The sequence below is a fragment of the Kribbella speibonae genome (assembly GCF_004331375.1).
Lineage (GTDB): Bacteria > Actinomycetota > Actinomycetes > Propionibacteriales > Kribbellaceae > Kribbella > Kribbella sindirgiensis.
Genome location: NZ_SJKC01000002.1, coordinates 145,170 through 170,376, shown reverse-complemented (window position 1 = coordinate 170,376; position 25,207 = coordinate 145,170). Strand labels below are relative to the sequence as shown.

General features: G+C 68.9%; 30 protein-coding genes and 1 pseudogene. 15 read left to right on the top strand and 16 right to left on the bottom strand.

Annotated elements, in window-relative coordinates:
* Positions 1–52: 52 nt before the first annotated feature.
* From E0H92_RS14245 to E0H92_RS14225, 5 genes are all read left to right on the top strand, one after another.
* Positions 53–1,273 carry an acetyl-CoA C-acetyltransferase gene (locus E0H92_RS14245; protein WP_131461995.1) on the top strand — a complete coding sequence of 407 codons (1,221 nt, stop codon included), beginning with the start codon at positions 53–55 and terminating at the stop codon, positions 1,271–1,273.
* Positions 1,270–3,405: a 3-hydroxyacyl-CoA dehydrogenase NAD-binding domain-containing protein gene (locus tag E0H92_RS14240; RefSeq protein WP_131496592.1), complete on the top strand. Its 2,136-nt coding sequence runs from the start codon at positions 1,270–1,272 to the stop codon at positions 3,403–3,405. The genes E0H92_RS14245 and E0H92_RS14240 overlap by 4 nt, the downstream gene beginning before the upstream one ends.
* Before the next feature lie 211 nt (positions 3,406–3,616).
* A complete protein-coding gene (locus E0H92_RS14235) occupies positions 3,617–4,903 on the top strand; it encodes an ABC transporter substrate-binding protein (protein WP_131461993.1) in 1,287 nt (428 codons plus the stop codon).
* Complete coding sequence (locus tag E0H92_RS14230) at positions 4,900–5,856, top strand: carbohydrate ABC transporter permease (protein WP_131461992.1); 957 nt, start codon at positions 4,900–4,902, stop codon at positions 5,854–5,856. The genes E0H92_RS14235 and E0H92_RS14230 overlap by 4 nt, the downstream gene beginning before the upstream one ends.
* Positions 5,856–6,740, top strand: a complete 885-nt coding sequence (locus E0H92_RS14225; RefSeq protein ID WP_131496591.1) for a carbohydrate ABC transporter permease — start codon at positions 5,856–5,858, stop codon at positions 6,738–6,740. The genes E0H92_RS14230 and E0H92_RS14225 overlap by 1 nt, the downstream gene beginning before the upstream one ends.
* A 70-nt stretch (positions 6,741–6,810) precedes the next feature.
* On the opposite strand, the gene E0H92_RS14220 is transcribed toward E0H92_RS14225, so the two are convergent.
* Positions 6,811–7,164, bottom strand: a complete 354-nt coding sequence (locus E0H92_RS14220; RefSeq protein WP_131496590.1) for a DMT family transporter — start codon at positions 7,162–7,164, stop codon at positions 6,811–6,813.
* Between the two features lie 4 nt (positions 7,165–7,168).
* Positions 7,169–7,489 carry a DMT family transporter gene (locus tag E0H92_RS14215; protein WP_131461989.1) on the bottom strand — a complete coding sequence of 107 codons (321 nt, stop codon included), beginning with the start codon at positions 7,487–7,489 and terminating at the stop codon, positions 7,169–7,171.
* Positions 7,490–7,564: 75 nt separating this feature from the next.
* Between E0H92_RS14215 and E0H92_RS14210 the strand changes: the two genes are divergently transcribed.
* Positions 7,565–7,921: a MerR family transcriptional regulator gene (locus E0H92_RS14210; protein WP_131496589.1), complete on the top strand. Its 357-nt coding sequence runs from the start codon at positions 7,565–7,567 to the stop codon at positions 7,919–7,921.
* On the opposite strand, the gene E0H92_RS45485 is transcribed toward E0H92_RS14210, so the two are convergent.
* Positions 7,899–8,210, bottom strand: a complete 312-nt coding sequence (locus E0H92_RS45485; RefSeq protein WP_275670096.1) for a peptide deformylase — start codon at positions 8,208–8,210, stop codon at positions 7,899–7,901. The two genes, E0H92_RS14210 and E0H92_RS45485, sit on opposite strands and share 23 nt — an antisense overlap.
* Positions 8,211–8,277: 67 nt before the next feature.
* Positions 8,278–8,490: pseudogene (locus tag E0H92_RS45755) on the bottom strand (peptide deformylase); the annotation flags it as partial.
* A 58-nt stretch (positions 8,491–8,548) separates the two neighbouring features.
* Here E0H92_RS45755 and E0H92_RS14200 point away from each other — a divergent pair.
* On the top strand, positions 8,549–9,019 hold the full coding sequence (locus E0H92_RS14200) for a winged helix-turn-helix domain-containing protein (protein WP_165549789.1): 471 nt from the start codon (positions 8,549–8,551) through the stop codon (positions 9,017–9,019).
* Here the strand turns inward: E0H92_RS14200 and E0H92_RS14195 are convergent.
* Positions 9,006–9,878, bottom strand: a complete 873-nt coding sequence (locus E0H92_RS14195) for a GNAT family N-acetyltransferase (protein WP_131496587.1) — start codon at positions 9,876–9,878, stop codon at positions 9,006–9,008. The two genes, E0H92_RS14200 and E0H92_RS14195, sit on opposite strands and share 14 nt — an antisense overlap.
* 56 nt (positions 9,879–9,934) lie before the next feature.
* Between E0H92_RS14195 and E0H92_RS14190 the strand changes: the two genes are divergently transcribed.
* A complete protein-coding gene (locus E0H92_RS14190; RefSeq protein WP_131496586.1) occupies positions 9,935–10,912 on the top strand; it encodes a DNA glycosylase AlkZ-like family protein in 978 nt (325 codons plus the stop codon).
* Here the strand turns inward: E0H92_RS14190 and E0H92_RS14185 are convergent.
* Complete coding sequence (locus tag E0H92_RS14185; protein WP_131496585.1) at positions 10,871–11,725, bottom strand: nucleotidyltransferase domain-containing protein; 855 nt, start codon at positions 11,723–11,725, stop codon at positions 10,871–10,873. The genes E0H92_RS14190 and E0H92_RS14185 overlap by 42 nt on opposite strands.
* 39 nt (positions 11,726–11,764) lie before the next feature.
* Here E0H92_RS14185 and E0H92_RS14180 point away from each other — a divergent pair, with 39 nt between their 5' ends.
* Positions 11,765–12,142 (top strand): YchJ family protein, encoded by a 378-nt coding sequence (locus E0H92_RS14180; protein WP_202873646.1) that lies wholly within the window; start codon positions 11,765–11,767, stop codon positions 12,140–12,142.
* Positions 12,143–12,145: 3 nt separating this feature from the next.
* On the opposite strand, the gene E0H92_RS14175 is transcribed toward E0H92_RS14180, so the two are convergent.
* On the bottom strand, positions 12,146–12,676 hold the full coding sequence (locus tag E0H92_RS14175; protein WP_131496583.1) for a YbhB/YbcL family Raf kinase inhibitor-like protein: 531 nt from the start codon (positions 12,674–12,676) through the stop codon (positions 12,146–12,148).
* A 134-nt stretch (positions 12,677–12,810) separates the two neighbouring features.
* Between E0H92_RS14175 and cobT the strand changes: the two genes are divergently transcribed.
* Genes cobT through E0H92_RS14150 form a run of 5 tightly spaced genes read left to right on the top strand, consistent with a single transcriptional unit; the run spans position 12,811 to position 16,947 of the window.
* The gene (gene cobT, locus E0H92_RS14170; RefSeq protein WP_131462255.1) at positions 12,811–13,857 is read left to right on the top strand and encodes a nicotinate-nucleotide--dimethylbenzimidazole phosphoribosyltransferase; all 1,047 of its coding nucleotides are present in this window, start codon (positions 12,811–12,813) and stop codon (positions 13,855–13,857) included.
* Entirely contained in the window at positions 13,854–15,092 is a 1,239-nt protein-coding gene (gene cobA / locus E0H92_RS14165; protein ID WP_131496582.1) for a uroporphyrinogen-III C-methyltransferase, read from the top strand. Before cobT ends, cobA begins: the two co-directional genes overlap by 4 nt.
* Entirely contained in the window at positions 15,089–15,892 is an 804-nt protein-coding gene (locus E0H92_RS14160) for a TrmH family RNA methyltransferase (protein WP_131496581.1), read from the top strand. The genes cobA and E0H92_RS14160 overlap by 4 nt, the downstream gene beginning before the upstream one ends.
* A gap of 9 nt (positions 15,893–15,901) precedes the next feature.
* Positions 15,902–16,420 carry a GNAT family N-acetyltransferase gene (locus tag E0H92_RS14155; RefSeq protein ID WP_131461978.1) on the top strand — a complete coding sequence of 173 codons (519 nt, stop codon included), beginning with the start codon at positions 15,902–15,904 and terminating at the stop codon, positions 16,418–16,420.
* A complete protein-coding gene (locus E0H92_RS14150) occupies positions 16,408–16,947 on the top strand; it encodes a phosphotransferase-like protein (protein ID WP_131461977.1) in 540 nt (179 codons plus the stop codon). The genes E0H92_RS14155 and E0H92_RS14150 overlap by 13 nt, the downstream gene beginning before the upstream one ends.
* Before the next feature lies 1 nt (position 16,948).
* On the opposite strand, the gene def is transcribed toward E0H92_RS14150, so the two are convergent.
* From def to E0H92_RS14135, 3 genes are all read right to left on the bottom strand, one after another.
* Entirely contained in the window at positions 16,949–17,554 is a 606-nt protein-coding gene (gene def, locus E0H92_RS14145; protein ID WP_131461976.1) for a peptide deformylase, read from the bottom strand.
* A 101-nt stretch (positions 17,555–17,655) separates the two neighbouring features.
* Positions 17,656–18,471 (bottom strand): LLM class F420-dependent oxidoreductase, encoded by an 816-nt coding sequence (locus E0H92_RS14140; RefSeq protein ID WP_131461975.1) that lies wholly within the window; start codon positions 18,469–18,471, stop codon positions 17,656–17,658.
* A 43-nt stretch (positions 18,472–18,514) separates the two neighbouring features.
* A complete protein-coding gene (locus E0H92_RS14135) occupies positions 18,515–18,844 on the bottom strand; it encodes a winged helix-turn-helix transcriptional regulator (RefSeq protein WP_131461974.1) in 330 nt (109 codons plus the stop codon).
* A 64-nt stretch (positions 18,845–18,908) separates the two neighbouring features.
* On the opposite strand from E0H92_RS14135, the gene E0H92_RS14130 reads away from it, so the two are divergent.
* Entirely contained in the window at positions 18,909–19,526 is a 618-nt protein-coding gene (locus E0H92_RS14130; protein ID WP_131461973.1) for an NADPH-dependent F420 reductase, read from the top strand.
* Here E0H92_RS14130 and E0H92_RS14125 read toward each other — a convergent pair.
* The 6 genes from E0H92_RS14125 to zwf form a co-directional block, all read right to left on the bottom strand.
* Complete coding sequence (locus E0H92_RS14125; protein WP_131461972.1) at positions 19,485–20,030, bottom strand: hypothetical protein; 546 nt, start codon at positions 20,028–20,030, stop codon at positions 19,485–19,487. The genes E0H92_RS14130 and E0H92_RS14125 overlap by 42 nt on opposite strands.
* Entirely contained in the window at positions 20,020–20,838 is an 819-nt protein-coding gene (locus tag E0H92_RS14120) for an isocitrate lyase/PEP mutase family protein (RefSeq protein WP_131461971.1), read from the bottom strand. Before E0H92_RS14120 ends, E0H92_RS14125 begins: the two co-directional genes overlap by 11 nt.
* A gap of 42 nt (positions 20,839–20,880) precedes the next feature.
* A complete protein-coding gene (locus tag E0H92_RS14115) occupies positions 20,881–21,774 on the bottom strand; it encodes a hypothetical protein (protein WP_131461970.1) in 894 nt (297 codons plus the stop codon).
* A 68-nt stretch (positions 21,775–21,842) separates the two neighbouring features.
* A complete protein-coding gene (pgl, locus tag E0H92_RS14110; protein ID WP_131461969.1) occupies positions 21,843–22,559 on the bottom strand; it encodes a 6-phosphogluconolactonase in 717 nt (238 codons plus the stop codon).
* The gene (locus E0H92_RS14105) at positions 22,556–23,632 is read right to left on the bottom strand and encodes a glucose-6-phosphate dehydrogenase assembly protein OpcA (protein ID WP_131461968.1); all 1,077 of its coding nucleotides are present in this window, start codon (positions 23,630–23,632) and stop codon (positions 22,556–22,558) included. Before E0H92_RS14105 ends, pgl begins: the two co-directional genes overlap by 4 nt.
* Entirely contained in the window at positions 23,629–25,179 is a 1,551-nt protein-coding gene (gene zwf / locus E0H92_RS14100) for a glucose-6-phosphate dehydrogenase (protein ID WP_131461967.1), read from the bottom strand. Before zwf ends, E0H92_RS14105 begins: the two co-directional genes overlap by 4 nt.
* Positions 25,180–25,207 lie beyond the last annotated feature (28 nt).

The window sequence follows — 25,207 nt, the reverse complement described above, 5'->3', positions numbered from 1 at the left end:
CATAACGAGTCGCCCTGGCCATCGTGACAGCACTACTGTCACAATCAGCCGTATGACCAGCGAAGCCTTTCTGTACGACGCGATTCGGACACCGCGCGGCAAGGGCAAGCCCACCGGTGCGCTCCACGAGGTCAAGCCGATCCAGCTGATCACGGGCCTGCTGCAGGAGCTGCGGACCCGGCACCCCGCACTCGATCCGGCCGCGATCGACGACGTGGTGCTCGGTGTGGTGACGCCGATCGGCGATCAGGGCATGGACATCGCGCGGACCGCCGTACTGATGGCCGGCTACCCCGATACGACCGGTGGCGTGCAGCTGAACCGCTTCTGCGCCTCGGGTCTCGAGGCCGTCAACCAGGCGGCGCAACGGGTGCGGTCCGGGTGGGAGGACTTCATCCTGGCCGGCGGTGTCGAGTCGATGTCTCGCGTGAAGATGGGCTCCGACGGCGGCGCGTGGGCGATGGACCCGGAGACCGCTCTCGAGACCGGCTTCATCCCGCAGGGCATCAGCGCCGACCTGATCGCGACGCTCGACGGCTTCTCCCGCACCGACGTCGACGCGTACGCGGCCGAGTCGCACGCGCGCGCCGCGAAAGCCTGGGCGAACGGGTACTTCGCGCGGTCCGTCGTACCGGTCGTGGATCGGAACGGGCTGCGGATCCTGGACCACGACCAGCTCGTCCGGCCCGGGACGTCGGTCGAGACGCTGGCCGGTCTGCCGTTGTCGTTCGCGGCGATCGGGGAGCACGGCGGGTTCGACTCGGTCGCGCTGGAGAAGTACCTGACCGTCGAGCGGATCTCGCACGTGCACCACGCGGGCAACTCGTCCGGCATCGTCGACGGCGCCGCTCTGGTTGCTGTCGGCAACGAGAAGGCCGGCGAGGCGCTCGGGCAGGCGCCGCGCGGGCGGGTGGTGTCCGTCGGCGTCAGCGGTGCGGATCCGACGATCATGCTGACCGGTCCGGCGCCGGCCGCCCGCAAGGCGCTCGCCCGTGCCGGTCTGGACGCGTCGGATATCGATCTCTTCGAGATGAACGAGGCGTTCGCGGCCGCGGTCATGCACTTCATGAAGGATCTCGGCGTACCGCACGAGAAGGTGAACGTGAACGGCGGCGCGATCGCCCTCGGGCACCCGCTCGGCGCCACCGGCGCGATGCTGATCGGAACCTTGCTGGACGAGCTGGAGCGACGCGAACTCCGCTACGGACTGGCCACCCTGTGCGTCGGCGGCGGGATGGGCGTCGCGACGATCATCGAGAGGATCGCCGCATGATCGAGTGGAGCAACAACGCCGGGGTTGTGACGCTGACGCTCAACGATCCTTCGGCCTCCGCCAACACGATGAACGACGTCTATGTCGAGTCGATGGGCCGCACGGTCGATCGCCTGGTGGCCGAGAAAGCTCTGCTCAAGGGTGTGATCGTCACCTCCGCGAAGTCCACGTTCTTCGCCGGTGGCAACCTGCAGATGCTCTCGCGGATCCAGCCGTCGGACGCCGCGCAGGTGTTCTCGACGATCGAGGAGGTCAAGAAGCAGCTGCGTACTCTGGAGTCTCTCGGCGTACCGGTCGTTGCCGCGATCAACGGGTCCGCGCTCGGCGGCGGGCTGGAGATCGCGCTCGCCTGCCACCACCGGATCGTTGCCGACGACAACAGGATCGAGCTCGGCGTCCCCGAGGTGACGCTCGGGCTACTCCCCGGCGGCGGGGGAGTGACCCGCACCGTCCGGATGCTCGGACTCCAGGACGCGCTGATGAAGGTGCTGCTGCAGGGGCAGCGGATGAAGCCCGCGCACGCGCTGTCGGTCGGCATCGTCGACGAGGTCGTGCCGGCAGACTCCCTCCTCGACGCGGCGCGCCGGTGGATCTCGACGTACGCCGGTGACGCCAAACAGCCGTGGGACCGGGACGGCTACAAGATCCCGGGCGGTACGCCGTCCTCGCCGAAGCTGGCCGCCTTCCTGCCCGCGTTCCCGGCGAACCTGCGCAAGCAGCTCAAGGGCGCGCCGTACCCGGCGCCGCGGGCGATCATGAGCGCCGCGGTCGAGGGCAGCCAGGTCGACTTCGAGACCGCCTCGCGGATCGAGTCGCGGTACTTCGTGTCGCTGGCGACCGGGCAGATCGCGAAGAACATGATCCAGGCGTTCTTCTTCGACCTGCAGTCGATCAACGCCGGCGGGTCGCGGCCCTCCGGCGTACCGAAGTACTCCGCGCGGAAGGTCGGGGTACTCGGGGCGGGGATGATGGGCGCCGGGATCGCGTACGTGTGCGCGAAAGCCGGGATATCCGTGGTGCTCAAAGATGTTTCGTTGGAGGCCGCTGCGCGCGGAAAGGAATATTCCGAGAAGCTGCTGGCGAAACAGGTCGCCAAGGGACGTCTCGGCGCGCCCGAGGTCGAGGAATTCCTGAGCCGGATCACGCCGACCGGGGACCCGAACGACCTGGCCGGGTGCGACCTGGTGATCGAGGCCGTCTTCGAGGACGGCGGGCTCAAGCAGAAGGTGTTCGCGGAGATCGCCGACGTGGTCGAGCCGGACGCGCTGCTCTGCTCGAACACCTCCACGCTGCCGATCACCACGCTCGCCGACGGCATCGACCGGCCCGACGACTTCATCGGCATGCACTTCTTCTCGCCGGTCGACCGGATGCCGCTGGTCGAGCTGATCGTGGGTTCGAAGACGTCCGACGCGACGATCGCTCGCGCGTACGACGTCGTACGGCAGATCAAGAAGACGCCGATCGTGGTCAACGACAGCCGGGGGTTCTTCACCTCGCGGGTGTTCGGCACGCTCGTGATGGAAGGCGCCGCGATGGTCGCCGAGGGCGTCGACCCGGTGATGATCGAACGCGCCGCGACCCAGGCCGGGTTCCCGGCGCCGCCGCTGGCGATGCTGGACGAGGTGACGCTGACGCTGCCGCAGAAGATCCGCGACGCGGCGCGCGCGGCGGGTGACAGTGCGGGTGCGTTCGACGACCACCCCGGGATGGCGGTGACCGACCGGCTCGTCAACGAGTTCGCCCGGCGCGGCAAGGCGGCCGGTGCGGGGTTCTACGACTACCCGGCCGACGGCCCGAAGCAGTTGTGGCCCGGGCTGCGGGAACACTTCGCTCAGCGGGGCGACGTACCGCTGATCGATCTGCAGGAGCGGATGCTGTTCGCGATGGCGCTCGAGACGGTGAAGTGCCTGGACGAGGGCGTGTTGCGCTCGGTACCGGACGCCAACATCGGCTCGATCTTCGGCATCGGTTTCCCGCCGCTGCACGGCGGCGCGTTGCAGTACGTGAACGCGTACGGACTCCCGGCTTTCGTCGCGCGGTCGCGCGAGTTGGCCGCTGTCTACGGTGGACGCTTCGAACCGCCGGAACCGCTGGTTCGCAGGTCGGCTGCTGGTCAGATGTTTACGTGATCACGGCCTGACAACATTCCACACTTTCGAACAAAGAAGGTCGCATTCCGGTCTTGCGCACGGCGCACTTTTGAGTCATCGTGCTAGGCACTTCTACAACGATTGACCTGTAGTACCGTGTGCCAACATCAGAGATGCTTAACACAGTTAAGTAACTCGGAACCGTGCGTCGTACCCCTGCGGCGTTCCCTCTCGCGGGAAGGTGGAATTCATGCCTGCTCATGTTCCGAACGCCGGTCTGACCCGGCGCGATCTGCTCAAGCGGACCGGAGGACTGGCCGCCCTCGCGGCCTTCACCGCGGCCTGTGGCGGCAATACCGGCCGACCGTCCTCCGGCGGCGGAGGCGGCGGCGGTACGAAGGTCAACCTGTCGCAGTGGTACCACCAGTACGGCGAGACCGGGACCCAGCAGGCGGCGCTGAAGTACGCCAAGGCCTACACCGACGCGAACGTCGCCGTGCAGTGGACCCCGGGCGACTACGCCGCGAAGTTGTCGTCCGGACTGCTGTCCAGCAAGGGCCCGGACGTGTTCGAGAGCCAGTTCAACATCGGCATGGTGAAGAGCAACCAGGTGGTGCCGCTCGACGACATCATGGCCGACGTCAAGGACGACTTCCTGCCCGGTGACCTGGCCACGAACACCATCGACGGCAAGATCTACGGCGTCCGGATGATCATCGACCCGCAGGTCATCTACTACCGCAAGTCGATGCTCGACAAGGCCGGGATCAAACCGCCGGAGACCGTCGACGACCTGATCGCGGCGTCCAAGGAACTCACCACGAACAAGGTCAAGGGCATGTTCGTCGGCAACGACGGCGGCAACGGCATGGGCGGACCGGCGCTGTGGTCGTCCGGCGGGAGCTATCTGACCGAGGACAACAAGCCCGGCTTCACCGGCGACCGGGCGGCGAAGGCGTTCGGCAAGCTGCACGAGCTCTACGCCAGCAAGAGCATCCTGCTCGGCGCGCCCACGGACTGGTGGGATCCGACCGCGATCAACCAGGGCCTGGTGGCGATGCAGTGGATCGGCATGTGGGCGGTGCCGGGCATGCAGAAGGTGCTCGGAGACGACATCGGCGTGATCCCGTTCCCGAAGCTCGACGCGGAGGGCAAGCCGGCCGTGTACTCCGGCGGGTGGACGCAGTTCGTGTCCGCCAAGAGCGCCAACGTCGACGCGGCGAAGAAGTTCGTCAAGTGGCTGTGGATCGACCAGGAGGAGTACCAGGAGGACTGGTCGCTGAGCTACGGCTTCCACATCCCGCCGCGCAAGAGCCTGGCGGCCAAGGCGTCCAAGCTGCAGAGCGGTGTCGCGGCCGACACGGTCAAGCTGAACCAGGACTACGGGCACACCGACAACCCGGCGTGGACCCCGAAGATGGGTACGGCGTTCACCGATCTGCTCACCAACTGCATCAAGAAGGGAGCCGACCCCGCTGCTGAGATCGCCAAAGCCGAGAAGACCGTCAACGCCGAGCTGTCGCGGTTGTTCGGATGAGCGCTCCGGCCAAGACGTCCGCGGTCCCCGCTACAGCTGGTGAGCGGCGGGGTTCGCGGCGTCGGAAGGGGATCGCCGGGAACGCGCTGTGGTTCTGGATCTTCGTCGGGCCGTTCGTGGCCGGGCTGCTGATCTTCTCCTACCTGCCGATCATCTGGAGCCTGGTCCTCAGCTTCTTCGAGGCGTACAACACCGCGACACCGTCGAAGTTCGTCGGGTTGCGCAACTACGTCGACATGCTCACCGACCACAACTTCCTGTCCAGCCTGGGCACCTTCACGATCTTCGCGGTGTTCATCGTGCCGCTGACGTTCGTGCTCGCGCTCGCGCTGGCGTTGCTGGTCAACCAGGTGAAGATCGCGCGGGCGTTCTTCCGGTCGGTCTTCTTCCTGCCGACCGCGTGCTCGTACGTCGTCGCGTCGCTGATCTGGAAGCTGTCGATCTTCAACGGCGTCCGGTTCGGGCTCGCGAACACCGTGCTCGGCTGGTTCGGGATCGAGAACATCGCCTGGCTGTCGACCGTGGACCCGCCCTGGTACTGGATCCCGCTGGTCACGGTACGGCTGTGGCTGCAGCTCGGGTTCTACATGATCCTGTTCATCGCGGGGCTGCAGCGCATCTCGCCGACGCTGTACGAGGCGGCGTACGTAGACGGGGCCAAACCCGGGTGGCAGGTGTTCCGGTACATCACGCTGCCCCAGTTGCGGGCGACGTCGGTCGCCGTACTGATCCTGAACCTGATCGCGGCGTACCAGGCGTTCGACGAGTTCTACAACCTGGTCGGCAACGTCAACTACGCGCGGCCGCCGCTGGTCTACCTGTACGGCATCTCGCTCGGCTCGATCCAGGACCTCGGCCACGGCTCGGCCGGCGCGCTGATCCTCGCGGTGATCATCATGCTCGTGACGCTGCTGCAGAACCGGATCTTCGGCTTCGGAAAGGCGGGCGACTGATGGCGGTCTCCGAACGTACGACGGGAACTCCGCAGCCGATCGGGTTCAGCCGGAGCGGTCTCGGCATCGCCGGTATGGTGCTGCGCTGGATCGCGCTGCTGATCGCGGTGGTGCTGTTCCTGATCCCGTTCTATCTGATCCTGCGCAACGCGTTGTCCACCGAACAGGACATCACCGCGCCCGACTGGACGTTGTTCCCCTCGCACCTGCAGTGGAGCAACATCAGCGAGCTGTTCAACGACACCACGGTGCCGATGGCGCGGGCGATGTACAACTCGGCCGTCGTCGCGATCCTCGGGACCGCCGGACAGTTGCTGCTGGCATCGATGGCCGGGTACGGGCTGGCCCGCATTCCCTATCGGCACGCGGACAAGATCTTCTACGCGATCGTCGCGACGCTGATGATCCCGGGCGCGGTCACGTTCATCCCGTCGTTCATCGTGGTGTCGTCGCTCGGCTGGGTGTCGTCGCTGCGCGGGCTCATCATCCCGACGTTGTTCAGCGGGTTCGCGGCGTTCCTTTTCCGGCAGTATTTCCTCGGATTTCCGCGGGAGCTGGAGGAGGCGGCGCGGGTCGACGGCGCCGGGTACTTCGGGGTGTTCTGGCGGATCGTCGTACCGAACTCGCTGCCGTTCTTCGCGGCGCTCGCGGCGATCACGTTCATCGGCAACTGGAACTCGTTCCTGTGGCCACTCGTGATCGGTCAGGACTCGTCCTCGTGGACCATCCAGGTCGCGATGTCGACCTTCATCACCGCCCAAACCATCAACATCCACGAGCTGTTCATGGCGGTCGCCGTCTCGATCCTCCCCCTCGTCCTGATCTTCGCCTTCCTCCAGCGCTACCTGATCCAGGGCGTAACCCAGTCCGGCATCAAGGACTGACCCCAAACCGGCGGGGAGTCCACCAGGCTCCCCGCCACCCACCCAACAAACACCTGCGGGTTTGCTGGGGTCAGGTGGGTTGTTTGTCGGCGAGTTTTAGGTAGATGACTCCGGTGATGGTGATGGTTAGCCAGAGGGCTTTGGTGGGGGTTAGGGGTTCGTTGAAGAAGAGTGGGCCCAGGAGGGCGGCGCCGGCTGAGCCTAGGCCTGCCCAGGTGGCGTAGCCGATGCTTACCTCGATGGTGCGTAGGGCTTGGCTGAGGGCCCAGAGGGTTAGCAGGAAGAAGACGGCGGCTGCTACGGACCACTGCCAGACGGTGAAGGCGTGGCTGCCTCCGACCGAGAGTGCGTAGCCGACTTCGAAGGCGCCGGCCAGTAGCAGCGTGAGCCAGGCAGTACGGGACGACTGAGGCTTGGTGTTCATGCGATCACGACCCGCTCGAGAGCTGAAGTCCGACGACGCCGCCGATGACCAAGGCGATGCCGATGGCCTTGTGCAACGTGAGTTTCTGACCGAAGAGGAGTGCGCCGAGCAGGGTGATGCCGACTCCGGCGAGTGACGTCCACAGGGCGTACCCGACGCCGACGTCGAAGGTGAGAAGGGCGCGACTCAGGAAGTACGTGCCGAGGCCGCCGGTGACGAGGGTCGCCGCGGTCCAGCCGCGGTGTTTGAAGCCTTGCGCCTTGCCGGCCGAGATCGCCACGGCGATCTCGAACACGACGGCGATCGCGAGGTAAAGCCAGTGCATGAGGTTCCTTCCGGGGACGGTGCGACCTCCCCAGGGTGGAACTTCACATTGGTGTCAGGTGCAACACTGGACCCCATGCGGATCGGAGAAGTCGCCGAAGCCACCGGCGTGAGCACACGCTCACTGCGGTACTACGAGGAACAGGACCTGATCCGCTCGAACCGCACCTCGGGCGGCTGGCGCGACTTCGACGAGTCGATGGTCGAACGGGTCGTGATGATCCAGCACCTGTTCGCGGCCGGGCTGGGCAGCGCCGTCATCGGCGAACTGTTGCCGTGCCTCGACGCCCCACCCGAAGAACGCACCGGCGTGCTGGAGACGCTCCTCGCCCAGGAGGTTCAGCGCCTGGAAGCGAAGCGCCGCGAGATCGACCGCGAACTCGACGTACTCCAAGGTCTCCGTCGCGACGTCACCGCTCCCGCTCAGTCATAAACGTCAGCTGGCGGTTGCTGCGATGGTTCATCACGGACGCACGCCGGTCGGCTGACTGGGCCAGGACCTGCGCGCGGGCGGCGGGGGAGAAGTGGTCGACGTAGACGATGCCGCCGAGGTGCTGGGTCTCGTGGATCAGGCAGCGGGCCAAGTAGCCGGTGGACTCGACCGTGAACGGCCGGCCATCGACGTCGTACGCGTGCAGGATCGCGCGGGCGGGACGGTCCAGCGGTGCGTTGGCACCGGGTACTGACAGGCAGCCTTCGGTAGCTCGCTGGGTGCCGACCAGCGGGCGCGGTCTCGATCCGCGGGTTGAACGCGTGCCCGACGTGCCGATCGCCGTACTCGTCGGTGAGGTCGTAGACGAAGAGCTGCGCGTCGACGTCGACCTGGTTCGCCGCCAGCCCGCACCCCTCGGCGACCCACATCGTCGCGAAGAGGTCGTCGATCAGCTCGCCCCAGCGCGCGACGCCGTACTCGGTCACGGGCCGGCACGGGCGGTGCAGGATCTCCTCGCCGTACTCCGTGATGCGCCGCGGCGTGCCCCGCCGTACCTCGTCGGTCAGCATACAAAGACCGTACTATGCAAAGTCTGACCTTTGCAAAGCCCGGGATAGGATGCGCGGCATGGAGAGCAGTACGCCGAACCGCCGTGATGTCGTCCGCGCGCACCCGCTGCGGGAAGCGCTGCTGACGCTGATCGACCGGGACGGTACGACGACTTCGACGATCGCCGCCCGTGAGCTGGGGGAGAGCACCGGCTCGTGCTCGTTCCATCTGCGCCGGCTGGAGGCGCTCGGGGTGATCGAGCCGGAGCCGGGCGCGGCCGGCCGGGTGAAACCGTGGCGCCGGGCGCGGACCGAGCAGTCGACGCTCAACCGCGAGCTCGAGGACACCGCGTATGCGAGCTGGCTGGCCGCGAAGACCTCCGACGACGAGGACTTCGCCTTCAGCGAGGTCGTCACCCTGACGGACGGCGAACTCGCCGAACTCCGCGCCCGCCTCCACCGAGTCCTCCGCGACTTCACCACCACAGAACCGACGAACGGCACCCCCACCGCGGTGATCATCCGCGCCTTCCCACTCAGCGAGGATTAACAGGCCCAGAGATCGTCAGCCGGTGTCCCTCGGGCAGGACGAGGGTGAAGGTACGGCGGTACCACGGGGTGTCTTCGGGCGGTGTGGAGTCGACGAGGCCGGCGGCGCGAGCGGCGGCGTACAGCGGGTCCACCAGTACGCCGATGTCGACAGTGACCGTGGCGGGGGAGATGGCGCCCGTCGCGCGCCGTACCTCGAGCCCACTCTGGCCGTTCCACTCGGTGAAGCCGAGGAGGGCGAGGTCGTCGAGCTGGAAGCGGACATGGAGTCCGAGGACGTCGCACAGGAGCCGCGCGGTGCCGTCCACGTCCTGGACGTGCAGGGCGGGCGAGACGCCGAGCGTCACCGGGTCGTGCGGTTCGGCGGCGCGGCCCATGACGACGGACTGGGCGATCTCGCCGTAATGCGTGCGCGGCAATCGGCCGACGAGGTCCAGACCCGCGTGCCGCGCGACCGCGATCGACCGTCCGTTGCGCGAGTCGATCCACGCCTCGACCCCGGTGATCGACGGCTGCAGCAGCAAATGATCGCTCACCGCCCGCGCCGCCTCGCTCATCAGCCCCGCACCCCAGCGCTCACGCCTGAGGTACCACCCCATGCCGCGGATCGAGCTGCCCTGATCCGAGAACACGCCGATCACGCCCGCCGCGTCCTCGTCCGGGCGCACGCGCAGTACCCACGTCCACCCGCCGTTGTCCCCGAACTCCCGCGCCAATCGCTCCCGCGACTCGTCAACGGACGTGGTCGGCGTCATGTATCCGCCCCGCGCCCACTCCGGGTCCGAGAACATCGCGTGCAGCGCCGCGAGGTCGCGCTCGAGGTCGAACGCCACCAGGTCCAGGCGATTGGTTTTCAGCATGGCGCTCCTGACAAATAGGTCACTCGGTGGCGTGTTTTCTGGCTACGGTCGCTGTCATGCGGATTGTGACGCGGGAGCGGGCCATCGCCTACCGCCTGCACGTGAACCGCCTGGTTGAGCGGCTACAGGCCGGGTCGCACGAGGAGGCGGCGTACGTCGGGTTGCAGGACACCGCGCCGCGGGACGCGTTGCTCGGACTGCACGCGCGGATGGCGGGTTGTACGCCGGGCGACTGGGAGCATCCGTCGCTGATCCAGACGTACAGTCCGCGGGCGGCCGTGTACGTGGTGCCGGTGCGGGACTTCGGGGTGTTGACGCTGGGCCGGATGCCGCTGGACTCGCGCCGGGTCGACAGACTCGCGGAGCAGGTCTGCCAGACGCTCAACGGGCAGGAGAGGCGCGGCGCCGGGATCGACGGGCTGCGTGAGGCGTGCGCGAGCGGGCGGATCGCGGTGCGGTGGGATACGACGTCGCTGTGGGCGCGTGAGGTGCCGCGACCCGACATCGACGTGGCCGACGCGCGGCGGGAGCTGTGCCGGCGCCATGTTCACTACTTCGGGCCGACGACGCCGAAGGTGTTCGCGTGGTGGTCCGGGTTGTCGCCGGCCGATGCGCGCGTGGTGTGGGACCAGGTGGCCGACGAGCTGGCCGAGGTCGACTTCGACGGCGTACCGGGGTGGATACTTCGGGACGACGCGGATCGTGTGTGGTCGGCGGAGGCGCCGCGTGGGATGCGGTTGCTGCCGGCGCCGGACCTGCGGCTGTTCGGTCGGGACCGCGACGGCCGGTTCATCGCGCCCGGTCTGCGGGCGCTGACGCCGGCGGCCGACTCCTTCCACCCGAACGGGCTGATGGTCGACGGGCGGATCGTCGGCGCGTGGGGCCGGAAGGGCGGCCGCGTCGACGTCGTGCTGTCGGACGAGCTCAGCCGGGAGCAGTCCGACGACCTGTGCGCGGAGGTGGCAAGTCTGCCGTTGTCCGATCCACAGCTGTCAGTCCAGCGGTTTCCGGTCGCTGCGAAAGGTGGCGCGTAGGGCGGCGACGTCGACCTCGGGTAGGTGCCGTTCGACGAGGTCGAAGGTTTCCTCGATCAGGTCGTGCAGAGTCTGGGCGCCTTCGGGCGCGGGCCGGTCGAAGACCGCACGGAGGCGGGTGGGGAGTGACGGCGGCGCGAGTGGGAGGGCGAGCGCATCGAGGCGTTTGAAGGCCAGCACGTGACCGCTGTAGCGGCCGTTGAGGGCGTAGAGGACGGAGAGCAGCTGGTTGGTCATGCGCACGAACTCGCGCGCGACGAGAAGCGGGTTGTCGCGCTCGTAGAACATCTGCCAGCGCCAGAACTTCTCGATGTTCCCGTTGTACCGGACGACGGCGAGTGCCAGGTCGCGTGGGTACGTCGCCACACGCTCCTGCCAGCGCGCGACGAGCTCCGCCCGCGGCCCGATCACCTCGCGGCCGTCGATGATCCCTTGCGCCAGCTGCATGACCTGGCCGTCGGGCTTGCCGCTGAGCAGCTCGTCCAGGGAGTTCTCGACCGTCTGCGTCAACGTATGGGCGACCTCGACCAGCAGCCCCTCCGGCCGCGGTTCGCCCAGGTACAGGTGGTCGTCCCAGGGCGGCCCGCCGACGTTCACCAACCGAACGTCGGCAGCGCCTGCCACCGCGAGACGCTCCGCCTCTGTGGGCGGTCGCTGCCAGAACACGCCGACCTCGATGTCTGACCAGCGATCCGCGTCCCCGCGGGCGGTCGACCCACCCAGCATCACCGCGTCGACGCCGTCCACAGCGGCGTACCAGTCCATCACCGGCCGCACCATGACCCGCCGCCGCCGTGCCGCCTCGGTCACCATCACGGCAGTAGATCACGGCGGATGGGCAACAATCGGGGCATGTCAGTTCCCACCTGCCCCTGCGGACAAGACCTGCCGTACGCCGCCTGCTGCGGCCGCCTGCACCGTGGCGAAGCGACCGCCACGACGGCGGAGCAGCTGATGCGGTCCAGGTACGCCGCCTTCGCGATGCGCGACGCGGCGTACCTGCGCCGGACCTGGTCCCTCACCACCCGCCCCGCCGCCATCGACTTCACCCCAGGCCAGAAATGGACCGGCCTGGACATCGTCAACACCACCGGCGGCAGCCCCTTCCACACCGAAGGCACCGTCGAATTCCACGCCCACTACACCAAGAACGGCGTACCAGGCACCCAATCCGAAAACAGCACCTTCACCCGCGAAGCCGGCGAATGGGTCTACGTCGCCGCGCTCTGAGGACTACTCGGCGAGCTGGTAGGTCGGGGTGAGGATCGCTCGGGCGAGGGTGTGGAAGGCCAGGTTGAAGCCGACTACGGCGGGGGTCGCATCGGCGTCGACATCCAGGGCTTCGACGTCGATGGCGTGGACGACGAAGTAGTAGCGGTGGATCTGGTCGCCTGCGGGTGGGGCCGCGCCGCCGAAGGACTTGGTGCCGAAGTCGTTGCGGACGTGGAAGGCGCCGTTGTCGAGGCGTTCGGTGGTGCCGGCGCCGGTGGGGAGTTCGGTGACGGTGATAGGGAGGTTCACCAGGACCCAGTGCCAGAAGCCGGAGACGATCGGGGCATCCGGGTCGTAGCAGGTCACGACGAAGGCCTTGGTCTCGGCCGGGAACCCGGACCAGCTGAGCTGCGGCGACGTGTTGCCGCCCGCGAACGCGTGGTCGTCGGCCAGCGGCTCGCCGTCGGCGACGTCGGTGCTGGTGACGGTGAACGCACCGACCTCCGGGAGGAGTTTGTACGGGTCCGGTGCGACGGGACGATCGAGCGACATCTGTGAGCCCTCCGGGAGATCGCGGGATGTGGTGATTCCGACACTACTGTCCACATCCCGCCGGTCCGTCCCAGGGCACACACTCGGGGATGCGAAGATCGGACCGGAACAGGCGGGAACGGATGGAGGACGCGATGAACGGCGCGCTGGAGGAATACCTGGAGCGGATCGCACCGGGGGATTCCGGAGCGATGCGGGCGGCGGCGGAGCGGCACGCGCAACTGACGAAGCCGGCCGGGTCGCTCGGTGTTCTCGAGGAGCTGTCCGTGAAGGTGGCCGGGATGACCGGAACGTACGCCGTGCCGGCCCCGGCCGTGGTGGCGGTGTTCGCGGCCGATCACGGTGTTCACGCGCAGAACGTGTCGCCGTGGCCGCAGGAAGTGACCGCCGCGATGCTGGCGAACTTCGCCGGCGGCGGCGCGGCCGTGAACGCGTTCGCCAAGAACAACGGCGTCGACGTCCGCGTGGTCGATGTCGGCGTCGCCACCCCGGTCGAGCAGCTGGACATCGTGCACGCGAAGGTCCGCCCGGGCACCCGCGACCTCTCGCAGACCGACGCGCTGACCGACGAGGAGGCGCGCAAGGCGATCGCGGTCGGGTTCGACCTCGCTGACCAGCTGGTGAAGGACGGGTACCGCTGCCTGCTCACCGGCGACATGGGGATCGCCAACACCACCGCCTCGGCAGCGCTGATCGCGACCTTCACGGGCGCGACCGCCGACGCCGTCACCGGTCGCGGGACGGGGATCGACGACGCCGCGCTGGCGCACAAGACGGCCGTCGTACGGGATGCTCTCGCGCTGCACGGCGTACCGGCGACCGAGCCGCTCAAGGCTCTGCAGGCGTACGGCGGCCTGGAGCACGCCGCGCTCGCCGGGTACATCCTCGGGGCGGCGGCCAACCGCACACCGGTGATCCTCGACGGCGTGATCGCCGGGGCGGCCGCGCTGGTGGCGCAGGCGTTCCACCCGGCCGTCGTCGACTACTGCGTCGCCGGTCACCGGTCCGCCGAGCCCGGGCACGCGGTCGCGCTCAAGCAGCTCGGCCTGCAGCCGCTGGTCGACCTGGACCTGCGGCTCGGTGAGGGGACCGGCGCGGTGCTCGCGTACCCGATCCTGACCTGCGCGGTCCGGGCGCTCGCCGAGATGGCCACGTTCGAGGACGCGGGGATCACTTCGTGACGAACCAGTACCTGTCCGGCCTCGTCCTCGAAGGGCGGCGCGTGGTCGTCGTCGGCGGTGGAGGCGTCGCCCAACGGCGCCTGCCGCGGCTGCTCGAGTCCGGGGCGCGGATCGACCTCGTCTCGCCGTCCATCACGCCGACGATCGAAGGGCTGCTCGGCAACCCGTCGCTGACCTGGATCGAGCGCGGGTACGCCGCCGGCGACCTCGACGGCGCCTGGTACGTCGTGGTCGCGACGGACGACGCCGCGGTCAACGACCAGGTGTCGGCGGAGGCGGAGGAGCGGCGGATCTTCTGCGTGCGATCCGACGACCGGTCCCGGGCGACCGCGTGGACGCCGGCGTCCGGGCAGCACGACAACGTGACGATCGGTGTCCTCGGCGGCGGCGATCACCGCCGGTCGGCCGCCGTACGGGACGCGATCCTCGAAGGACTGCGCACCGGGGAGCTGGCGGCGCGGGACGTGGATCGGCGGCCAGGGGTGTACCTGGTCGGTGGGGGGCCGGGCGATCCGGATCTGATCACGGTGCGCGGACGGCGGTTGCTCGCCGAGGCCGATGTGGTGGTCGCGGACCGGCTGGCGCCGCAGCAGTTGCTGGACGAGCTGCATCCTGATGTGGAGCTGTTCGACGCGGCGAAGTTGCCGCGCGGGCGGGCCGCCCAGCAGGAGGAGATCAACCGGATCCTGGTGGAGAGCGGGCAGCAGGGGAAGGTCGTCGTACGGCTCAAGGGCGGGGATCCGTACGTGTTCGGCCGCGGGTTCGAGGAGGCGCTGGCGTGTGCGGCGGCCGGGGTGCCGTGGACCGTGGTGCCGGGGATCACCAGCTCGATCTCGGTGCCGGCGGTGTCGGGGATCCCGGTGACGCATCGTGGGGTGACGCACGAGTTCACGGTGGTGTCGGGGCATATTCCGCCGTCGCATCCGGATTCGCTGGTGAACTGGGATGCGTTGGCTCAGTTGCGCGGGACGCTGGTGCTGCTGATGGCGGTGGAGAACTTGCCGGCGATCGCGTCGCGGCTGATTGAGGCGGGCCGGCCGGCGGAGACTCCTGCGGCCGCGATTGCCGATGGCACCCTTCCGGGGCAGCGGATGGTGACGTCGGATCTGGGCGGGATCGCGCAGGCGATGGCGGACGAGGGCGTCGGCGCACCGGCGATCGTTGTCATCGGCAACGTGGTGGAGGTAGCAGAGCAGGCACGGGACGGCGAGGGCTCCGGAGCGGGGTCTGCGTGACGCTGGTACCGGTTGAGGACGCGGAGGACTCGCGGCTTTCCGACTACGTTCGGTTGCGGGAGGTCAGTCTTCGGCGGTTGCTCGAGGAAGAACACGGGCTGTTCATCGCCGAGGGGGACAAGGTGATTCGGCGGGCAGCGGACGCCGGGTACGAGCCGCGGTCGTTCCTGCTCGCGCCGCGGTGGCTCGACTCGCTGCGGGACGTGCTGGAGAAATGGCCGGACAAGCCGGTGTACGTCGTCTCGGAGGAGCTGGCCGAGCAGGTCACCGGGTTCCACGTGCACCGCGGCGCGCTGGCGTCGTACAAGCGGCAGCCCGCCGTACCGCTGCCGGAGCTGCTCACGGACGACGTACGGCGGATCGCGATCTTCGACGAGATCGTTGATCACACCAACGTCGGCGCCGGGTTCCGCGCCGCGGCCGCGCTCGGCGTCGGGCTGGTCCTGGTGACGCCGACGTGCGCCGACCCGCTGTACCGGCGCTCGATCAAGGTGTCGATGGGGACCGTTTTCCAGGTCCCCTGGACCCGCCTGCGGGACTGGCCCGGCGACCTGCGGCACCTGCAGGACAACGGGTACGTCGCCGCCGCGATGGCGCTCGCCGACGACTCGATCACGCTCGACGAACTCGCCGACCGCAAGGACCCCAAGCTCGCGCTGATCTTCGGCACCGAAGGGCACGGCCTCAAACCGCACGTGCTCGAACAGGCAGACCTGACCGTGCGCATCCCGATGGCCGGCGGCGTCGACTCCCTCAACGTGGCATCCTCAGCAGCAGTAGCGTTCTACGCCACTCGCTGAGGGGGAAGCATGCGTACGACGGAACGCCTGGTACTGCGCCCGTTCCGCGAGTCCGACCTGGAACCGTGGGCCGCGCTGAACGCCGATCCCGACGTCACACAGTACCTCGGCCCGCCGCTGGACCGCGAGGACTCGGACCGGACCGCGTGGGCGATCAACGCGTTCTACGAAGCACACGGGTTCGGCTTCCTGGCGGTCGAACGGCGCTCCGACGGCGTCTTCCTCGGCGCTTGCGGACTCAGCAAGGAGCAGTGGTACCCGGACGACCTCGAGATCGGGTGGCGGCTGGCGCGGGAGTACTGGGGGCACGGGTACGCGACCGAGGCGGCCGCGTCGTGGCTCGACCACGCGTTCGGCGAGGCCGGCCTGTCACGGGTAATTGCGGTGACCGACACTCCGAACGTCCGTAGCATCGCGGTCATGCGCCGGCTCGGGATGAGCTTCGACCACGAGGCGGTACTGGAGGACGACGGCGTACCGTTCGACGCCACGATCTACTCACTCAAGGCGGAGGAATGGCGAAAGTAGTCCTGGTCACCGGGATGCAGGCCGCGGGGAAGTCCACGATCGCACCGCTCCTCGCCGCCCGGATGGGGCCGCCGGCCGCAACGCTCGACGGAGACGTGTTCTACCGCGGCGTGGTCGCGGGCGCCGAGGTCATGACGCCCGACCCGTCGGCCGAGGCCGTGCGCCAGCTGCAGCTCCGGTACGACGCCAGCGCCTTGGTCGCACAGCATTACGCCGACGCCGGGTTCGACTTCGTCTGCAGCGACATCGTCCTGGGCGAGCACGTCGAGCGCTGGTTCTCCCGGTTGCACGATGTCGACCCGTACCTGATCGTCCTCGTCCCGGCGGTCGAGTCGATCGTCGAGCGGGAGATCGGCCGCGGCGGCGCGAACTCTTACCGCGACTGGGGCCCCTCGCTAGAAGACGGCGTACGGGCGCTCCAGGCCGGCCTCGACGACATCCCGCGCCGAGGCCTGTGGATCGACACCACCGGTCAGACTGCCGCCGAAACCGTCGACGGGATCGACCTGGAGAAGGCCCGCTGGTAGCTCAGGTGGCGGGGGTGTCCTCGTGCTCGTCCTCGTGCTCGACCATCGGGGTGACGGGCCAGTCGGTCGGGTAGTCGGGGGCGAACTCCTCGGCCTCCGCGAACAGCCGCTTCTTGTATTTGCGGGAGAGGCGGTCGCCGAAGACCATGCCCTGGGTGTGGTCGGTCTCGTGCTGCAGGCAGCGGGCCAGCAGGCCGTCGCCCTCGAAGCTGACCGGCTTGCCGTGCTGGTCGACGCCGGTGACCTTGGCGAAGTCGGGGCGGGCGCACTTGGTGAATGCGCCGGGCAGCGACAGGCAGCCCTCGTCACCCTCGTCGAGGTTGCGGTCCTTGCCCTCCGGGAGTTCGAGCGTCGGATTGCACACGACGCCCTGGACCCGCTTGCCCTCCTTGTCGGGGCAGTCGAACACGAACAGCTGCAGGTCCACGCCGACCTGGTTCGCGGCCAGGCCGACGCCCTCGGCCGCGTTCATCGTCGCGACCATGTCGGCGACAAGCGTCTGCAGTTCGTCCCCGAAGTCGGTGACAGGCTGATTGACCCGATGCATGACGTCCTCACCCCACCGAGTGATAGGCCGCACCGAACCATTCCCAGGCAACGTAGACATGCCGGAAATCCTATCCGCCGCCCCCGCGGCGTCTTTGAGCACCCACCAACCGTTTTCGGGCCGCGCGGATGGTTGGCGGGTGCTCAAAAGTACAGCGAGTACTACTTCGCGTTGACCTCGTCGCGCCACGAGACCCACTCGCGGAGCAGGCCGAGGTCGTAGTCGGGGCCGGAGGAGTGCACGGTGAACAGCCGGGTGCCGACGTCGAGCAGCGACTTGCCGACCTGCTCGGGCGTCTTGTCGCCGACGGCGACCGAACGCTCGATCTCGCCGGGGTCGCGGCCGATCGTCGCGCAGTGCTCGTCGAGTACGGCGTGCTTGTGCGCGATCGTCTCGGCGTCGCCGAACCCGTGCCAGATGTTCGCGTGCTTGGCGACGAGCTTCAGCGTCTTCTTCTCACCGCCGCCGCCGATCAGCACCGGGATGTCCCGGGTCGGCTTCGGGTTGAGCTTGGTCCAGCGCTGCTCGATCCGCGGCAGCGCCTCGCCCAGTGCGTCCAGCCGGCCGCCCGCCGTACCGAACTCGTAGCCGTACTCGTCGTAGTCCTTCTCGAACCAGCCGGAGCCGATACCGAAGATCAGCCGGCCGTCGCTGATGTGGTCGACCGTCCGCGCCATGTCGGCGAGCAGGTCGGGGTTGCGGTAGGAGTTACAGGTGACCAGGGCGCCGAACTCGACCCGCTCGGTCGCCTCGGCCCAGGCGGCCAGCATGGTCCAGCACTCGAAGTGCAGACCCTCGGGCTCACCGCTGAGCGGGTAGAAGTGGTCCCAGTTGAAAACAACGTCAACGCCGATCTCTTCGGCCGCCGCCACGGTCCGCCGGATGTCGGCGTACTGGGCGTGCTGGGGCTGGACCTGCAGACCGATCCGGACGGGGAACGCGCCGTACGGACGGTCGGTGGAATCGGAAGCTGTCATACCCGGAATCCTATCTCGCTTTGCGGAGGACCCTCCGGATAGGTCAGTGGGTGGCGGTCGGGAGCTGGTCGGCGTACACGGCGGCCCAGTCGCCGAGGGCGCGGATCGGGACCAGGAGATCCTTGCCGGCGACGGTCAGCGAGTACTCGACCCGGGGCGGCGCTTCGGCGTACCGGGTGCGTTCGACGAGGCCGTTGTGCTCGAGGCGGCGTAGCGTCTCGGTGAGGACCTTCTGGCTGATTCCGCCGATCTGTTTGCGGAGCTCGCCGGGACGCGCGGGGCCGTTCGAGAGCGAGTACAGCACGACCATCGGCCAGCGCCCGCTGATCAGGTCGGCCGCGACGCGTGCTTGGCAGTCGGCGAAGAATCTCACCTGTCCATTGTGCGTCGGCCGATGGACACCAAGAGGTGCGCATCGAACTGTCTACGGTCGACGCATGCGAATAGGAACACTGGGCAACGGGTTGATGGCCGAGGCGCTGGCCTCGCAATGGGTCAAGGCGGGCCACGACGTGATGGTGGGCGGACGCTCGGCGGACAAGGCCGCCGAGGTGGCCAAACGGGCCGGTGCCACGGCCGGGACGTTGCAGGAGGCAGCGGCGTACGGCGACGTCGTACTGCTGGCCGTGCCTGCCGACGTGGCGGTGTCGGTCGCGGGGGCGGTGCCTGCTGGTACGACGTTGATCGACTGCACGAATGCGCTGGATCACCGGGACTTCACGCTGGCGCAGCCGGCAACGGCCGAGGCGATCAGTCGGGCTGTGCCGGAGGTGCGGGTCGTGAAGGCGTTCAACCTGGCGGCCGACGCGGTGTGGCGGAATCCGCCCGCCGGCCTCGGCGTACCGATCTGCGGCGACAGCGGCGTGGACCAGGTCGCGGAGCTGGTGCGGGATCTGGGATGTACGCCGGTGCTCGCGGGCGGACTGCGGCGGGCGAAGTTGCTGGAGGCAACCGCCGCGCTGGCGATCGGGATCTGGGTGGGCGGGGGAGACGTGCGCGAGATGTTCCCGCCGCTAGCTGCCGCGTTCGGCGACGTTCCGCCCGGCCAGCCGTAGGCTCCAGGCGGGGAACAGCAGGTACGTCCCGGCCCAGCCGAATCCGGCGACGAAGGTCCACGCCGGGGCGGTTTCCATGACGTCGATACCCATCGCGATCCCGGGCACTCCGATCAGACCGAGCATCATCACCGCGCCGGCGATCAGCCCCGCCCGCCGCAACCGCCCGATGCTCCCGGCCCACACCAGCCAGACTCCGATGAGCGCGAACCCGAAGCCCGACCAGAGGCCCGCGAGGTAGAAGCCGGTGGTCTCGCTCATCACCAGCACGGTGCCCACGATCGTGAGCACGGTTCCGAGCCCTGCCACCCACAGCAGTCGCCACGGCGGGCGGGTGAGCCAGGCGAGGCAGAAGCTCAGGACGCCGAACACCGCGTTCCCGACGTCGTTGACGGCGCCGAGCGAGTCGGCGCCGGCGTAGAAGACGAGCAGGCACAGGCAGGTGGCCAGCCCGACGATCCCGTGGGCCAGCGCCACGGACCGCAATCTCGGCTCAGCGCTCACCTTTGGATGATCGCGCAAAGAGCTCGTTCAAGTCAGCCTGTGGGATCTGGTCGGCCGCGAACGTGATGGTGCCCTTTGTCGCCAGCTCCTCCGCGCTGCGGCGGACGAAGCCGAGGGCCGCGCGGGCGATGCTGCCGCCGAGGCTGATCCGCACGACGCCGGCCGCCTGCAGATCGGCGACCGTCAGCGTGGAGATGCCGAGACCGATGACCACGTTCAAGGGCCCGTCGATCTCGGCAACCAGCGTGCGGATCGTGTCGAGGTCGTTGACGCCGGGGACGTAGAGACAGTCCGCACCCGCCGCGCGGAAACGGTTCGCCCGGTCGATCGAGTCGCGCACCGAGGTCGGCGTACGGAGCAGCTGCCCGTCGGTCCGCGCGGTCAGCACGAACTCGTCGCCGGCCGCCTCGCGCGCCGCCACGATGCGCTCGACCGCGAGTGCCGCGTCGTACAGCTCCCGCCCGTCGTAGTCCTCGATGTTGCCGCCGGCCAGCCCGGCCTCGCGGGCCAGCCTGATCGTGTCCGCGACCCGCTCCGGCTCGGCGCCGTACCCGTCCTCGAGATCCCCGTTCACCGGTACGGCGCTCGCCGCGGTGATCTCGCGGACCCGCTCGAACATCTGCTCCCGCGACACCGCCGGCGCGCCGTCCGGCAGCGTGTGATCGCCCTTCGCCAGCGAGAACGCGATCCCCGCGCTGGTCGTCGCGATCGCCGGGAACCCGGCGGCCGCGAGGATCACCGCACTCCCGGCGTCCCAGGCATTCGGCATCACGAACCGGTCGGCATGCAACTCGCGGAACGTCGTCATACGCCCGAGTCTGTCACCCGCACAGTTCGGCCTTGACCGAACTCAGCCGAGCTTCCCGACCATCCGGGCCACCGCGGCCCGCGCCTTCGGGCCGTTCACCAGATCGGGATCGCCCTCGGTGCCCTTCGTGTTCCAGTACAGGTAGAACGCCGGCCGCGCGCCCGCCGGCAGCTGGTCGAGGTACGCCGTCTCGCGGTCGATCTCGCCCGCGCGCGCCTGATCGCTCTTCGTCCGTTTGAACCCGCGCTCGGTCAGCCCCCACTTCGCTGCCGCACCGGGTGTCTTCTGCACCACCTCGCGGTACCAGCGCATGTGCCCCGCGTGCTCGCTGACGATCGCGGTCGCGGGCTGCGTGCCGCCGCTGTAGGTGTCGGCGCCGTAGAAGTCCGCCTCGACCCGCCACGGCTTCGGGTCCTTCGTCCGCGGCTGGCCGTCCCACTGGAACGCCATCGCCGAGTACCCGACCTTGACGTGCGGGTTCGCCGCCTTCATCACGTCCCGGACGCGCTTGAACGCCTTCGCGAACGTCGGCCCGTCCATGTCGTTCTCGGGCTCGTGATACCAGATGAAGTACGTGTCCGGCCGCTCCTTCAACCACACCGCGAGCTCCCGGAGCCGTACGTCGTACTTCCCGGCGCCGGTCGCCGCCGGGGCGGTCTTGATGCTGACGAACGGGATCAGCCCCGCGTCCCAGGACGCCTGCGCGACCCCGGCGTACTTCTTCCGCAGATCGGTCTTCACCGGCTGGACCCCGTTGACGAACTCGCGGGTCGCCCGTACGCCGGGATACCGCTTCGCCAGGTCCTTCGGCGCGACGTCGTCGTGGACGCCCATCAGCACCGGCGCGGCCGCCTCGACGGGATTGTCTGAGGTGGCAACGAAAACAGTGGCGGCGAGCGTGATGCTCGCCGCCACCGCGATGGTCTTCTTCAGCATGCCTAGCTCCCGGTCAGTCGCCGTGCAGGCCCCCTCGGCGACCAACCATAGGGTGCGTTCAGGCCACCTCAGCTCAGCTTCGAGGCGGCAGCCTGGTCGAGGAGCCAGAGCGTGCGGTCCTGTCCGTGCGGGCGGGCCGCCGGGATATCGCCACCGGTCAGCGCCTGGGAGACCGCGTGGGCCTTGTCCTCGCCCGACACCACGAACCAGACCTCCCGCGCCCGGTCCAGCCGCGGGAACGTCAACGAGACCCGGGTCGGCGGCGGCTTCGGGGAGTCGTGGACGGCGACCGCCGCGGCCTCGGTCACCGCGAGCTGCGGATAGCCGGGGAACAGCGAGGCCACATGCCCGTCAGGGCCGACGCCGAGCATCAGTACGTCGAACTTCGGCGAACCCGCGGCAACCAGCTCCTCCGCGTACGCCGCAGCCGCGGCCTCGGCGCCCTGCCCGGTGTCGGCCGGCATCGGGTGCACCCGCGCCGGGTCGACGTCCAGGTGGGACAGCAGCGCGTCCCGGGCCTGCGTCTCGTTCCGGTCCGGGTCGCCGTCGGGCAGGAAACGCTCGTCACCCCACCAGAACTCGACCCGCTGCCAGTCGATCTGGTTCCGGGCCGGCGACTCCGCGACAGCCCGGTAGACGACGGCAGCGACCCGGCCGCCGGTCAGCACCACGTGGGCGACACCACCGGTGCTCTGCGCATCGACGACCCGGGTGATGAAGCGGGACGCGACGGCGTACGCCAGATCGTCGGCATCGGCGTGGATCAGCAGCTCGGCCTGGTTCATCGCTTCGCCGCCTTCTTGCCCCCAGCAACCTTCTTCGCAGCAGCCTTCTTAGCGGGAGCCTTCTTGGCAGCGGCCGGCTTCTTGGCCACGACCTTCTTCCCGGCCGCGGTCACCTTGGCCGCCGTGGACTTCCGCGCCGTCTCCGCGACCTTCTTGGCGTCCGCCGGCATCGCGTCCCGCTCGACCATGCACGCGAGCGTCTTCGCGTACACGTCGTCCGGGTCGAGCCGCCGCAGTTCCTCGCTCAACAGCTCGGACGTCGTACGCCGCTTCAACGCCACCGGCCGATCCGGCTGCCCCGGCACACTGAACGTCGCCACAGCACCGTCCGGACGCGTCAACGCGATCGGGCCCGACGGCGTGAACAACCGTACGGCGGTCACGCCCGGACCCCGCGAGTTCCGCTGCTCCACCGGCACCTTGAGCCGCGACTGCAACCACGCCGACATCAGATCCGCACTCGGGTTGCCCCGAGCGGCCGTGACCTCGGCGCCGGTCACCTTCGTCGGGTACTGATCCAGCGCGGCCGCCATCAGCGCACGCCACGGCGTCAACCGCGTCCACGCGAAGTCGGTGTCACCAGGCGCGTACCCCTCGGCCCGCGCGGTGTAGTCCACCGACGCACGCCGCGTAGCAGCCGCATCGGTCACCCGGCGCCGCCCCAGCCGGCCCAACGGGTCCTCGGCGGGAACGCGAGGCCCGCCGCCCGGCCACCAGACGATGACGGGGGAGTCTGGCAGCAGCAGCGGCGTGACGACGGACTCCGGCACCTTCGCCAGCTCACCGTGCAGCCGCAGCAGCACCGCTTCGCCGGGAATGCCTTCGCCGACGCGTACTTCGGCGTCGAGCCCGGACGCGCCGCGCCCCGGCCGCAGGATCGCGACCAGGACCCGGGACGGGTGTTCGCGGCCGGCCTCGTTCGCGGCCTTCATCGCGTCGTGGTGGGACGCCTCGTCGACGACGACCACGATCGTGCCGACCATGCCCATGGCCGGCGAGCCCGCGTTCCGCCGGGCCTTCAGCAGCGCCGACGCGATCTCGCTCGACGTGGTGTCGGTCAGGTCGATGATCATGGCCGCCTCCAGGCACGTCCGTCGCGGGCGAGCATCTCGTGCGCCGACTCCGGTCCCCAGTCGCCGGACGCGTACTGCTCCGGCTTGCCGTGCCGCGCCCAGTAGTCGAGCACCGGGTCGAGGATCTTCCAGCCCAGCTCGACCTCGGTGTGCTGCGGGAACAGCGGCGGATCACCGAGCAGTACGTCGAGGATCAGCCGCTCGTACGCCTCGGGGGAGGACTCCGTGAACGAGCCGCCGTACGCGAAGTCCATGTTCACGTCGCGGATCTCCATCGACGTACCGGGCACCTTGGCGCCGAAGCGCAGCGTGATGCCCTCGTCCGGCTGGATCCGCAGCACCAGGGCGTTCTGGCCGAGCTCTTCGGTCTCGGTCTTGTTGAACGGCAGGTGCGGCGCGCGCTTGAACATCACCGCGACCTCGGTGACGCGGCGCCCGAGCCGCTTGCCGGTGCGCAGGTAGAACGGGACGCCCGCCCAGCGCCGGGTGTCGACATCGACCCGCAACGCCGCGAACGTCTCCGTCGCCGACGACGCCGGGATGCCGTCCTCCTGCAGGTACCCCTTCACCTTCACACCGCCGGCCCAGCCCGCCGCGTACTGCCCGCGGGCGCTGTGCAGGTCGAGCCGCTCCGGCAGCTGGACGGCGTTCAGCACCTTCTTCTTCTCCTGGCGCAGCGACCAGGCGTCGAAGCTGACCGGCTCCTCCATCGCGATCAGCGCGAGCAGCTGGAGCAAGTGGTTCTGGATCACGTCGCGGGCGGCGCCGATACCGTCGTAGTACCCGGCGCGGCCGCCGATGCCGATGTCCTCGGCCATCGTGATCTGCACGTGGTCGACGTAGTTGCTGTTCCAGATCGGCTCGAACATCGCGTTCGCGAACCGCAGCGCGAGGATGTTCTGGACCGTCTCCTTGCCCAGGTAGTGGTCGATCCGGAAGACCGCCTCGGGCGGGAACACCGACTCGACCACCTGGTTGAGCTCACGGGCGCTCTTCAGGTCGTGACCGAACGGCTTCTCGATCACCACCCGCCGCCACGAGCCCGGGATCTCGTCGGTCAGCCCGTGCTCCGACAGCTGCCGCACGACCTCCGGGAACAGCCCCGGCGGGATCGACAGGTAGAACGCGTGGTTGCCGCCGGTGCCGCGGGTGATGTCGAGCTCGTCGACGGTCTCCCGGAGCCGCTTGAACGCCTCGTCGTCGGTCAGGTCACCCGGCACGAACCGGAACCCCTCGGCGAGCTGCTGCCAGACCTCCTCGCGGAACGGCGTCCGCGCGTGCTCCTTCACCGAGTCGTGCACGATCTGGGCGAAGTCCTGGTTGGTGTAGTCCCGGCGCGCGAACCCGACCAGGGCGAAACCCGGGGGCAGCAGCCCCCGGTTCGCCAGGTCGTAGACCGCCGGCATCAGCTTCTTGCGGGCCAGGTCGCCGGTGACCCCGAAGATCACCAGGCCGCACGGCCCGGCGATCCTCGGCAGCCGCCGATCCTGCGGATCGCGCAGCGGGTTCACCGGATCTGTCGGATCTTCGCCGAGCTCAGCGGTCATCAGCCGCTTCCCTCCGAGTGTGTCGAAC

What these genes read in the sequence shown, in the direction of transcription:
- E0H92_RS14245 (WP_131461995.1), top strand. Translation starts at nt 53, where the DNA reads ATGACCAGCGAAGCCTTTCTGTACGACGCGATTCGGACACCGCGCGGC.
- E0H92_RS14240 (WP_131496592.1), top strand. Translation starts at nt 1,270, where the DNA reads ATGATCGAGTGGAGCAACAACGCCGGGGTTGTGACGCTGACGCTCAAC.
- E0H92_RS14235 (WP_131461993.1), top strand. Translation starts at nt 3,617, where the DNA reads ATGCCTGCTCATGTTCCGAACGCCGGTCTGACCCGGCGCGATCTGCTC.
- E0H92_RS14230 (WP_131461992.1), top strand. Translation starts at nt 4,900, where the DNA reads ATGAGCGCTCCGGCCAAGACGTCCGCGGTCCCCGCTACAGCTGGTGAG.
- E0H92_RS14225 (WP_131496591.1), top strand. Translation starts at nt 5,856, where the DNA reads ATGGCGGTCTCCGAACGTACGACGGGAACTCCGCAGCCGATCGGGTTC.
- E0H92_RS14220 (WP_131496590.1), bottom strand. Translation starts at nt 7,164, where the DNA reads ATGAACACCAAGCCTCAGTCGTCCCGTACTGCCTGGCTCACGCTGCTA.
- E0H92_RS14215 (WP_131461989.1), bottom strand. Translation starts at nt 7,489, where the DNA reads ATGCACTGGCTTTACCTCGCGATCGCCGTCGTGTTCGAGATCGCCGTG.
- E0H92_RS14210 (WP_131496589.1), top strand. Translation starts at nt 7,565, where the DNA reads ATGCGGATCGGAGAAGTCGCCGAAGCCACCGGCGTGAGCACACGCTCA.
- E0H92_RS14200 (WP_165549789.1), top strand. Translation starts at nt 8,549, where the DNA reads ATGGAGAGCAGTACGCCGAACCGCCGTGATGTCGTCCGCGCGCACCCG.
- E0H92_RS14195 (WP_131496587.1), bottom strand. Translation starts at nt 9,878, where the DNA reads ATGCTGAAAACCAATCGCCTGGACCTGGTGGCGTTCGACCTCGAGCGC.
- E0H92_RS14190 (WP_131496586.1), top strand. Translation starts at nt 9,935, where the DNA reads ATGCGGATTGTGACGCGGGAGCGGGCCATCGCCTACCGCCTGCACGTG.
- E0H92_RS14185 (WP_131496585.1), bottom strand. Translation starts at nt 11,725, where the DNA reads ATGGTGACCGAGGCGGCACGGCGGCGGCGGGTCATGGTGCGGCCGGTG.
- E0H92_RS14180 (WP_202873646.1), top strand. Translation starts at nt 11,765, where the DNA reads ATGTCAGTTCCCACCTGCCCCTGCGGACAAGACCTGCCGTACGCCGCC.
- E0H92_RS14175 (WP_131496583.1), bottom strand. Translation starts at nt 12,676, where the DNA reads ATGTCGCTCGATCGTCCCGTCGCACCGGACCCGTACAAACTCCTCCCG.
- cobT (WP_131462255.1), top strand. Translation starts at nt 12,811, where the DNA reads ATGAACGGCGCGCTGGAGGAATACCTGGAGCGGATCGCACCGGGGGAT.
- E0H92_RS14155 (WP_131461978.1), top strand. Translation starts at nt 15,902, where the DNA reads ATGCGTACGACGGAACGCCTGGTACTGCGCCCGTTCCGCGAGTCCGAC.
- E0H92_RS14150 (WP_131461977.1), top strand. Translation starts at nt 16,408, where the DNA reads ATGGCGAAAGTAGTCCTGGTCACCGGGATGCAGGCCGCGGGGAAGTCC.
- def (WP_131461976.1), bottom strand. Translation starts at nt 17,554, where the DNA reads ATGTCTACGTTGCCTGGGAATGGTTCGGTGCGGCCTATCACTCGGTGG.
- E0H92_RS14140 (WP_131461975.1), bottom strand. Translation starts at nt 18,471, where the DNA reads ATGACAGCTTCCGATTCCACCGACCGTCCGTACGGCGCGTTCCCCGTC.
- E0H92_RS14130 (WP_131461973.1), top strand. Translation starts at nt 18,909, where the DNA reads ATGCGAATAGGAACACTGGGCAACGGGTTGATGGCCGAGGCGCTGGCC.
- E0H92_RS14120 (WP_131461971.1), bottom strand. Translation starts at nt 20,838, where the DNA reads ATGACGACGTTCCGCGAGTTGCATGCCGACCGGTTCGTGATGCCGAAT.
- E0H92_RS14115 (WP_131461970.1), bottom strand. Translation starts at nt 21,774, where the DNA reads ATGCTGAAGAAGACCATCGCGGTGGCGGCGAGCATCACGCTCGCCGCC.
- pgl (WP_131461969.1), bottom strand. Translation starts at nt 22,559, where the DNA reads ATGAACCAGGCCGAGCTGCTGATCCACGCCGATGCCGACGATCTGGCG.
- E0H92_RS14105 (WP_131461968.1), bottom strand. Translation starts at nt 23,632, where the DNA reads ATGATCATCGACCTGACCGACACCACGTCGAGCGAGATCGCGTCGGCG.
- zwf (WP_131461967.1), bottom strand. Translation starts at nt 25,179, where the DNA reads ATGACCGCTGAGCTCGGCGAAGATCCGACAGATCCGGTGAACCCGCTG.